At 25.9% G+C, this 10,246-nt stretch carries 10 protein-coding genes; 9 read left to right on the top strand and 1 reads right to left on the bottom strand.

Features of this window, described 5'->3' with window-relative positions; genetic code table 11:
• On the bottom strand, positions 1-671 hold a 671-nt coding region (locus tag ACH2BO_RS12500), incomplete at its 3' end, for a tyrosine-protein phosphatase (RefSeq protein ID WP_395045067.1).
• Positions 672-818: 147 nt separating this feature from the next.
• Here ACH2BO_RS12500 and ACH2BO_RS12505 point away from each other — a divergent pair.
• The 9 genes from ACH2BO_RS12505 (at position 819) to ACH2BO_RS12545 (ending at position 10,167) form a co-directional block, all read left to right on the top strand.
• Entirely contained in the window at positions 819-1,688 is an 870-nt protein-coding gene (locus ACH2BO_RS12505; protein ID WP_395045068.1) for an ABC transporter permease, read from the top strand.
• Positions 1,688-2,944, top strand: coding sequence for an ABC transporter ATP-binding protein (locus tag ACH2BO_RS12510; RefSeq protein WP_395045069.1), 1,257 nt, complete (start codon positions 1,688-1,690; stop codon positions 2,942-2,944). Before ACH2BO_RS12505 ends, ACH2BO_RS12510 begins: the two co-directional genes overlap by 1 nt.
• Entirely contained in the window at positions 2,907-3,875 is a 969-nt protein-coding gene (locus tag ACH2BO_RS12515) for a class I SAM-dependent methyltransferase (protein WP_395045070.1), read from the top strand. The genes ACH2BO_RS12510 and ACH2BO_RS12515 overlap by 38 nt, the downstream gene beginning before the upstream one ends.
• 6 nt (positions 3,876-3,881) lie before the next feature.
• Complete coding sequence (locus ACH2BO_RS12520) at positions 3,882-5,012, top strand: glycosyltransferase (RefSeq protein WP_395045071.1); 1,131 nt, start codon at positions 3,882-3,884, stop codon at positions 5,010-5,012.
• A 158-nt stretch (positions 5,013-5,170) separates the two neighbouring features.
• Complete coding sequence (locus tag ACH2BO_RS12525) at positions 5,171-6,091, top strand: NAD-dependent epimerase/dehydratase family protein (protein WP_395045072.1); 921 nt, start codon at positions 5,171-5,173, stop codon at positions 6,089-6,091.
• Positions 6,088-7,128, top strand: coding sequence for a glycosyltransferase (locus ACH2BO_RS12530; protein ID WP_395045073.1), 1,041 nt, complete (start codon positions 6,088-6,090; stop codon positions 7,126-7,128). Before ACH2BO_RS12525 ends, ACH2BO_RS12530 begins: the two co-directional genes overlap by 4 nt.
• A gap of 41 nt (positions 7,129-7,169) precedes the next feature.
• Positions 7,170-7,808, top strand: coding sequence for a methyltransferase domain-containing protein (locus ACH2BO_RS12535; protein WP_395045074.1), 639 nt, complete (start codon positions 7,170-7,172; stop codon positions 7,806-7,808).
• 13 nt (positions 7,809-7,821) lie between these two features.
• Positions 7,822-9,000, top strand: a complete 1,179-nt coding sequence (locus ACH2BO_RS12540; protein ID WP_395045075.1) for a glycosyltransferase family 4 protein — start codon at positions 7,822-7,824, stop codon at positions 8,998-9,000.
• Positions 9,001-9,018: 18 nt separating this feature from the next.
• Positions 9,019-10,167: a glycosyltransferase gene (locus ACH2BO_RS12545; RefSeq protein ID WP_395045076.1), complete on the top strand. Its 1,149-nt coding sequence runs from the start codon at positions 9,019-9,021 to the stop codon at positions 10,165-10,167.
• Positions 10,168-10,246: the final 79 nt, after the last annotated feature.

Here is a 10,246-nt window from a genome sequence, read left to right on the forward strand (position 1 = left end):
ATTCTTTTTTCAAAAAAACTAATGTGTTTACTATGGTGAACATCCGAACCAACAAAATCAATTAAATTATTATTTAATAAATAATCAGAAGTTCTAGCAACATCTGGTCCATAATAACCAACACTTGACAATAAATTTAATTGAAATAAACATCCATATTTTTTAAGTTTTATATATTCATGAGTACCATGATAAAAAGTATAACGTTCAGGATGTGCTAAAACTGGCTTATAACCAGCTACTTGAAGGTCAAATATAATTTCATATAATTTTATTGGAGGATTTAAATAAGACATTTCTATAAGAACATAATTATCTTTTAAAGTAAGTAGCTTTTCATTTTCAAAAAGATTTCTAAAATTTCCATCCAACATATATTCGGCAGCAGCCATAAAAGAATTATTTATATTATTTTCTTTTAAATGTGTTAAAGTAAAATTATATTTTTCTTGAATTGTTGGTCTTGAATTTTCCCAAACGTGTTCAATAATATGCGGAGTTGTAATAAAATTACAAAATCCTATGTTTTTAAGTTCATTAATTAAAACTATAGTTTCTTCAATAGATTTAGAACCATCATCAATTTTGGGTAGTAGATGCGAATGGATATCAGTATAATCTACTGGGATTAAATCTTGTAAAAACGGTTTATTTTTTTTAAAGAAAAACAAAATTTGTCTATTTTTTTCACAAAGAAACAAATATTAATTAATACATCAGAATCACTTAGAATAATTATCTTAAATTACTATATTTGTTTTTTTAAATAGCGAACGATTTATATATAAAATTTTCACTAAGAATAGTTAATTATAGCAATGAAAATCACACAAGAATCTAAAGATTGGGATTTAGTAATAAAAGGACATTCTTCTCTCTTTGACTTAAATTTCAATGACCTTTGGCGTTATAGGGATTTGCTTTTTATGTTTGTTAAAAGAGATTTTGTAAGTTTTTATAAGCAAACAGTTTTAGGACCACTTTGGTTTTTTATTCAACCCATTTTTACAACTATAGTTTTTACATTTGTTTTTGGAAACTTAGCAGGAATAAGTACCGATGGTTTACCTAAATATCTTTTTTACTTAACTGGTATTACCTCTTGGAATTATTTTTCAGATTGTTTGTCTAAAACTAGTACAGTATTTAAAGACAATGCTAGTATATTTGGTAAAGTTTATTTTCCTAGATTAATAATGCCTTTAAGCATAGTTGTTAGCAATTTAGTTCGGTTTGGAGTTCAAATGTTGTTATTGATTTTAACAATGATATATTTTTATTTTTTTCCAGAAACTGGAACCAGTTTTCAGGTTACAACAGCCATATTATTATTTCCTTTTTTAGTACTTTTAATGGCATTGCTTGGTTTAGGATTAGGATTAATCATAACAGCAATGACAACAAAATATAGAGATTTAACCTTTTTAGTAACATTTGGAGTGCAATTATTAATGTATGCAACAACTATAACTTATCCGTTAAGTTATGCTCGAGAAAAAGGATATGGATATCTAGTAGAATACAATCCAATGACACCAATAATTGAAGCATTTAGATTTGCATTTCTCGGAAAAGGAGAATTTACCTTCTTGAGTATTGGATATGCTACGTTAGTTACTTTAATTATTTTATTTTTTGGAATTATTATTTTTAATAAAACCGAAAAAAACTTTGTTGATACAATCTAATGAGTAAACCAGTAATAAAAGTAGATAATCTTTCTAAAGCATACCAAATAGGACAAATTGGTACAGGAACATTGTCGCGTGATATCGACAGATTTTGGAAAACTAAAATTCTAGGAAAAGAAGATCCGTTTCTTAAAATTGGCGAAACAAATGACAGAAGCACTAAAGGCGACAGCGACATAGTTTGGTCATTAAAAGATATAAATTTTGAAGTAAATCAAGGAGAAGCAGTTGGAATAATTGGAAAAAATGGAGCTGGAAAAAGTACACTTTTAAAATTATTATCACGAGTTACAAGCCCAACAACAGGAAGCATAAAAGTAAAAGGAAGAATAGCAAGTTTACTAGAAGTAGGAACAGGATTTCATCCAGAATTATCAGGTAGAGAAAACATTTATCTCAACGGAGCAATTCTAGGAATGAGAAAAAAAGAAATAACTCGAAAACTAGATGAAATTATAGATTTTTCTGGAGTAGAACGTTATATTGACACACCTGTAAAACGATATTCCTCGGGAATGTATGTTCGATTAGCTTTTGCAGTTGCAGCGCATCTAGAAAGTGAAATCCTTATTGTAGATGAAGTTCTTGCAGTTGGTGATGCCGAATTTCAAAAAAAATGCCTTGGCAAAATGGGCGATATTAGTAAAGGCGAAGGAAGAACCTTGCTTTTTGTGAGTCATAATATGGCGGCAATTCAAAGTTTATGTTCAAAAGGTTTGTTTATTGAGAATGGTATAATTAATAGCATTGGTAATACTGAACAAATTGTTAAAAAATATTTGCATAAGGAGCAATCAGTTACATTTCAAGAAGATCTTTTTTTATTGAAAAGAGATAAAGATTTATTTCCAATTTTACAAAAAATAGTAATTCAACCCAATGGAAATAAAGTAACTAGTGGATCTGATTTTTGTTTTAGAATATACTTTGATACTTCAAAAATAAAAAAATTATCAATAGGATATTTAATAAAAGATTATAACTATAATATTATAAAAGGAGCTAATACATATCAATATTCATTTAAAATTGATGTAATTGAATCAAAAAATTATATTGATATTGAAATCCCAAACTTGCCCTTGACTCCAGGACAATATTCAATTTCTTTGTTCTTAGGAGATGGAAAATATGATTTAGACATGTTGTATGATGTAATATATTTTAATGTATTCTGGAACAATAATTTGGAAATAGACCAACCGCATCCTAAATTTGGAAGTATTTATTCAAAAACCAATTGGAAATATTAATATGAATACATGTTTACTTTGTAAAAGCAATAAGATAAAGAATATCCAAAAAATAAAAACTTCATCAATAATTAATTTATATCAAAAAGAATTAAATATAGATGTAAAAGAAGAATTATTTGGTTATGAATATATTAATGCGTTAAAATGCGCTAATTGTAAGTTAGTTTTTTTTAATCCAATTATTGCTGGTTCAGAAAAATTTTATGAAAATCTTCAAAAACTAGATTCCGTTTATTATTCAGATTTACGCCCAGAATTTTTACATGCAATTCAATTTATTAACAAAAGCGATACTGTTTTAGAAATAGGTTCAGGAAGTGCTCACTTTGCCGAAAAATTAAACAACAAGAATTATGTGGGACTAGAATATAATCAAGAAGCAATAGATAAAGCAGCTAAAAAGGGAATAATATTGTTAAAACAAAGCATAGAAGAATTTGCAGAAAAAAACCATGAAAAATTTGATGTAGTTTGCTCTTTCCACGTACTAGAGCATGTTACAAATCCATATACATTTATTGAAAGTTCTCTTAAAACGTTAAAAAAAGGAGGGACTTTTATTTGTGCTGTGCCATGTTCAAATTCTTTTTTAACATCTAATCACAATCATGTTTTAAATATTCCGCCACATCATATTTCAAGATGGAATTCTAAAACATTTGAATATGTTTGTGAAGAATTTAATTTGTCTCTTCAAAATTTGTATAATGACAAGATTTCAAACAATAGAAATTATTTTGAGTTGAAAGTAAAAACAACTTTTTTTAATTTTTTTATTCAAAAGAAACAAATTCTAATAAATGATAAATTCATAAAAATATTTGATAATCTGTTTAAAAAAATTAATAGATTTTTTAGTATATATAAATTTGTAAGTTCAAAAAACAACATGGGACAAAACATAATGATTATAGCTACAAAAAACTAATTTTAAATGAAAATTCTATTTATTTCAATGCCTTCAATTCATTCTAAAAGATGGATTGATAATTTGGTAGGTACAAACCATGAAATTTATTGGTTTGATGTTTTAAATAGAGGAAAAATGGAGTTTAACAGTAATGTTAATCAAATAATAAACTGGCAAAAAAGAAAAATACCTTATGTTAAAGGAGAACATTTTTTAAGAAAAAAACTTCCAAAATTATATGATTTTGTTTCACCTTTATTACAAGTTACAGCAGTTGAAAAACTTGAAAAAATAATTTTAGAAATTAAGCCAGACATTATTCATAGTTTTGAAATGCAATCATGTACTTATCCAATAATAAAGACTATGAATAAATTCCCAAAAATAAAATGGATTTATTCCTGTTGGGGAAGTGATTTGTATTATTATCAAAATTTTAAATATCATAATTCTAAAATAAAAACTGTATTAAAAAGAGTCGACTATCTCCAGACTGATTGCATTAGAGACATTAAAATAGCAAAATCATTAGGTTTTTTAGGAATCAATCTTAATGTAATTCCGGGTGGAACAGGTTTTGATTTAAAATATGCTGAAAAATATAGATTACCAATTTCAGAACGAAAAATTATTTTAGTAAAAGGATATCAGCATAAGTTTGGAAGAGCTATAAATGTATTGACTACACTGATGGATATAAAGCAACAATTACAAAATTATGAAGTTGTAGTTTTTGGAGCACATAAAATGGTTATTGATTTTGTAAAAAATAATAACTTGACTTTCAAAGTTTATGATAGAAACGAATTAAACCATAATCAAGTAATTGAATTAATGGGAAAATCATTAATTTATATTGGTAATAGCATTTCAGATGGTATGCCTAACACACTTTTAGAAGCTATTACAATGGGAGTTTTTCCAATACAATCAAATCCAGGAAATGTTAGCGCTGAAATTATTGAAAATGGAAAAAACGGATTTTTAATAAACGATTCAAACAATAATGAAGAAATAAAAAAACATATTATTAATGCAATTGAAGATAAAACATTATTAAGTAACGCAAATAAAATCAATATCTTAATTGCCAAAGAAAGATTAGATTATCATATTAATAGAGAAAAAATAATAGATATTTACAAAAACAGATGAAAATAAGAATTTTATAACTTTTTATATAATTTAAAATAAAATTTTACGATTTTTTTCTTGAATAAAATTGAACTTAAATAACAAAACCAATTATATTTTACTCTTAAATCGGTTTTTTTAAGTAGTTTTGAATTTTATAAATTTATTTCAATACATAAATGAAAACCACAATACTTATTACAGGTGGAGCAGGAAACGTAGCAAGCGCATTGGCAAATAAATTAGCCCAAAATCAAGATAATTACATTGTTATTGTTGACAATTTATCTACAGGAAGTTTATCAAAAATTCCAAAACTCCAAAATGTAGCATTTGTAAAAGCAAACGTCAATAACTACAATGATGTTGTTCCAGTTTTTGGCAGATATAATTTTGATTATGTATTTCATTATGCAGCAGTTGTTGGTGTTAAAAGAACACTAGAAAACCCAATAATGGTCTTAGAAGATATTGAAGGTATAAAAAATATACTCTCTTTATCTAAAAATTCAGGTGTGAAACGAGTTTTCTATTCTAGTTCTTCTGAAGTTTATGGCGAACCATTCGAAATTCCTCAAAACGAACATACAACTCCGCTTAATTCAAGACTACCTTATGCAATAGTGAAAAATGTTGGAGAAGCTTTTTTTAAATCCTATTTTCAAGAATATGGATTGGAATATACTATTTTTAGATTTTTTAATACCTATGGACCAAACCAAAGTGAAGATTTTGTAGTGCCTAGATTCTTGAAATCTGCTTTAAAAAATGAGCCAATTTATATCTATGGAGATGGAATGCAAACAAGATCGTTTTGCTATGTTGATGACAATGTTGATACATGTATAAAAGCAATGAGTAGTAAAAATTGCGTAAATGATGTTTTAAATGTAGGAAGTGATATAGAACAAACTGTTTTGTCTCTTGCGCAAAATATTATAGAAATTACAAAATCAAAGTCAAAAATTATTCATTTGCCACCATTAGAAGAAGGCGACATGACTAGAAGATGTCCTGATACTTCAAAAATGAAAGCTATTTTAGGAAGAGAATTAATCACATTAGAAGTAGGAATATCTTATTTAATAAAATCTTTATGAGAGCAGGATTTAATCCAACTAAAGGCGGAAAATTAATTGATAGAGAAGAATGTCATCATCGAATAATAATTCCAGTGCATATTCCACACGAAAAGGATTATTTTGAAGATGCCTATAAAATTTTTGAAATGTGTTTGACTTCAGTAATAAAAACATCAGTATCAAAAATTAAAATATCAGTAATAAGCAATAATTCTAGTATTGAAATTAACGAACGATTACTTCAAAAGTATAAAAACGGTAAAATTGATGAATTAATTATTGAAAAAGAAGGAATAGGAAAAATTAATAGTTTACTAAAAGCAATTAGAACTGTAGATGAACGATTAATTACAATAACAGATGCTGATGTGTTGTTTTTAAACGGATGGGAAGATGCTGTTGTTCAAGTGTTCAATTCATTTCCAATGGCTGGAGCAGTTTGTCCAGTTCCAGTTTTCAGAAAACATTTTGACTTGACAAGTAACATTTGGATGAAAAATTTATTTTCTAAAAATCTATATTTTAGACCAGTAAAAAATACAGAAGCACTAACATTATTTGCTAAAAGTTTAGGTTGGGAATGGTTAGAAAAAGAGTTTCAGGACATAATAGGAACAATAAAATCAAAAGATGGTACAATAGCTGTATTAGGATGTTCACATTTTGTAGCGACCTTTAAAAAAGAAGTTTTTGAACAACTTCCTTTAGAAAACAGTAAATACAAAATTGATGGTAACAGCGAATTTCTTTATACTGATGAACCTGTACTGAAAATGGGTGGTTATCGACTTGCAACTTATGATAATTATTGCTATCATCTTGGAAATCATTACGAAGAATGGATGGGAGAAGAATATAATAAAATAAAAGAAGAACCAAAAACACTTTTTAATTATGAGAAACTTCCATTATTAAAAAAAAGCATTTTTAAATATTTTTTATATGAAAAAATATTTAAAAAAATATTAAAGTATAAATATTTACATAAAAAAATATTATCCTATAAAGGTTTAGACAAAAATCAAATATATAATTTTATTGAAAAAAAATATTAATTGTTTTCAATAAAAATTATTACTAAAATAAAATAAAAAAGATGAAACTTCAAAGCATAATTAATTTATTCAATTTCAAATCAAAACCTTATTATGAAAGATTCGATAAGTTTTGGGTACAAAAAATAGTTACTAATACGTATCAAGACAGATTTGATTTTTTTGAAAAAATATGTACTGACAAAAACGTTTTACACTTTGGCTGTACAGATTGGCCAATATTTGAACCATCTTACAACCTTCATATAAAATTAGCAAAAGTTGCAAAAAGCATACATGGTTTTGATATTGATCAAGAAGGAATAAATAATTTAAAAAAATATGTAAACCAAGATTATTTTACAGATTTTAATCAATTACAAAATAAAAAATATGACGTTTGTATTGTTCCTGAAACAATTGAACATGTAGATAATGTTAGAACTTTTCTTGAAGGATTATCAACAGTAAATGCAGACGTTTTTTATATAACTGCTCCCAATTGTTTTTCAAAAAAACATATGAATAGAAATTTTTATGGAAAAGACCTTTTTGTAGAAGTAGTGCATCCTGATCATAATTGCTGGTATAGTCCTTTTACACTAAAAAATCAAATTGAAAAATACTCAAACTTAAAAGTAAAAAATACATTTCTTTTGCAAGATGATACCATGGTGTGTTGTGAAGCAATAAAAAAATAAAAAGAATTCTATTTTGAAATCAAAAATAAAAAACATCATCTTTTTTTTTTATGCTCTCAAAGATTATTTAAAATTCAATTATTTTGAATTAAATAAAATTAAAAAAGCTAATTGCATATTTTTTTTCCCTTATTATCATACTGGTGGAGCAGAACGCGTACACCTTAATATTGTAAAGTGTATTGAAAATAAAAATTGTGTGGTTATTTTCACTCATACTTCAGCAACAAAAAATTTTTTAAATCAATTTCAAGAAGAAGCAAATTGTATTGAAATAAATAAAATTTTGAATAGAAAAAATACTTTTGTAAACAATATATTAAAAGGTAAAATTTCAAAAACAATAAATCATTCCAAAAACTGTAAAACTATATTTGGGTGTAATACCAGTTTTTATTATCAATTACTTCCAAAAATATCCAACAATATTAAAAAAATAGATTTATTTCATGCTTTTAGTAATCAAGATTACAGAGAACAGGAAGTTGTAGATTCAGCACAACACATTGACATTAGAATTGTAATAAATAAAAACACCAAAAAAGATTTACTACAATTTTATGAAAAACATAATATTCAAGAAAAATATTCAAATAGAATCCAAACAATAGGAAATGGAATTGAAATTGATAATAAACCATTTGAATCCAAAAATTTTAATGAAATAAAAATTGGCTTTGTAGGTAGATGGTCAGTCGAAAAAAGACCAGAAATATTTTTGGAAATTGCAAAAAAAATGAAATTAGCACATCCAAAAATTCAATTTCAAATGATTGGAACAGGAATGAAAAGTAATATTAAAAAAATCAATGATGCTGGAATTTCTTTTTTGGGAGAAGTAACTAAAAAAGAAGAACTTTTAAATTTTTATCACGACCTAACTTTTCTATTAATAACGTCTGAATATGAAGGTTTTCCAATGGTTATGATGGAGTCAATGGCACAAGGAGTAATTCCAATTTGCACAAATGTGGGCGGAATTAGTGAGCATATTACTAATGATTTTAATGGTTTTCTTATAGATGATGAAAATCACGAAAATATAATAAACTCATTTTGCAATCAATTAGATAAATTAATTAAAGATAAATCAAAAGCATTCGAAATCTCTAAAAAAGCATTTGATTATGCTCATGAAAATTTTGGAATAGAAGTGTTTAATAAAAGTTACAAGATTTTATTTGAAACATAAAAGCTAAAAATAAATTGCATGAAAATATTAATGGTAGCCATTCCAAATCATCATTTTTTTCAATGGGTAAACCAGTTAGAACACTCTGGTAACGATGTGTTTTGGTTTGATATTACAGATGGTGGAGAAAAAGTTGAACGAATAAATTGGGTAAATCAAATTAAAGGATGGAAACTCAAATACAATTTTCCTTTTAGACATACAATTAAAAAAAGATTGCCAATATTATACAAATTTATCCAAAAATATAATGAAAATGCTATTGAAAATGTATTTCAAAAACAGCTAAATTTAATAAATCCAGATATAGTGCATTGTTTTGAAATGAAATTGTCAGGTTTACCTATATTGAGTGTAATGAATAAAAATAAACATATTAAATTTATTTATTCTTCTTGGGGAAGTGATTTGTTTAATTTTGAAGAAATAGGTGTAAGCAAAAATCAAGTTCAACAATTTTTTAATCGTGTTGATTATTTAATTACAGATTGTAAAAGAGACCATTTAATTGCTATAAAAAATGGTTTTAAAAGTAATTATTTAGGAGTTTTTCCTGGCAATGGTGGTCTTCTAATTAATAAAAAAGCTATTCAAACACTAGAAAACAGAAACGTTTTACTAATTAAAGGGTATGATGATGGCGTTGGTAAGGCAATAAAAATATTGGAAGCAATAGAATTAATACCAATTTCAGTTTTGAAAAATGTTGAAATTATTATATATAGCGCAGATAAATCAGTTAAAAATAAAATAGATAAATCACCATTTTTTTCAAAATTAAAAATTGAAATATTTCAAAGAAATATTTTTTTAGACAATGATAAATTGTTAAAAATCATGGGAAAAAGTATGATTTATATTGGTAATAGTATTTCTGATGGGATGCCAAATTCATTATTAGAAGCAATGGCAATGGGAGCTTTTCCTATCCAATCCAATCCAGGAAATGTTACAGAAGAAGTAATTGTGCATGGAAAAAATGGATTATTAATTGAAAATCCTCTTGATGTTTCTGCCATTTCTGATTTGATTTTAATTGCAATCAATAATCATGAATTAAGAGTTGCCGCTTTGAAATTCAACACAACTTTTATTGATGAAAATTATAATAGAAATGTACTTGAAAAAAGGATTGTAAAACTATACGATGAAATTTGTGTAAATTAAATTTTTATGGAAACATCAATATTAATAGTAACTAAAAATAGACCAGATGAACTGGAAATTACCCTAAAAAAGCTTTTCC

This window comes from Flavobacterium sp. (assembly GCF_043773265.1).
Classification (GTDB): Bacteria; Bacteroidota; Bacteroidia; order Flavobacteriales; family Flavobacteriaceae; genus Flavobacterium.

Excerpts from the sequence above, each read along its gene's own strand:
- ACH2BO_RS12505 (WP_395045068.1), top strand. The coding sequence starts at position 819 with ATGAAAATCACACAAGAATCTAAAGATTGGGATTTAGTAATAAAAGGA.
- ACH2BO_RS12545 (WP_395045076.1), top strand. The coding sequence starts at position 9,019 with ATGAAAATATTAATGGTAGCCATTCCAAATCATCATTTTTTTCAATGG.
- ACH2BO_RS12520 (WP_395045071.1), top strand. The coding sequence starts at position 3,882 with ATGAAAATTCTATTTATTTCAATGCCTTCAATTCATTCTAAAAGATGG.
- ACH2BO_RS12510 (WP_395045069.1), top strand. The coding sequence starts at position 1,688 with ATGAGTAAACCAGTAATAAAAGTAGATAATCTTTCTAAAGCATACCAA.
- ACH2BO_RS12530 (WP_395045073.1), top strand. The coding sequence starts at position 6,088 with ATGAGAGCAGGATTTAATCCAACTAAAGGCGGAAAATTAATTGATAGA.
- ACH2BO_RS12535 (WP_395045074.1), top strand. The coding sequence starts at position 7,170 with ATGAAACTTCAAAGCATAATTAATTTATTCAATTTCAAATCAAAACCT.
- ACH2BO_RS12525 (WP_395045072.1), top strand. The coding sequence starts at position 5,171 with ATGAAAACCACAATACTTATTACAGGTGGAGCAGGAAACGTAGCAAGC.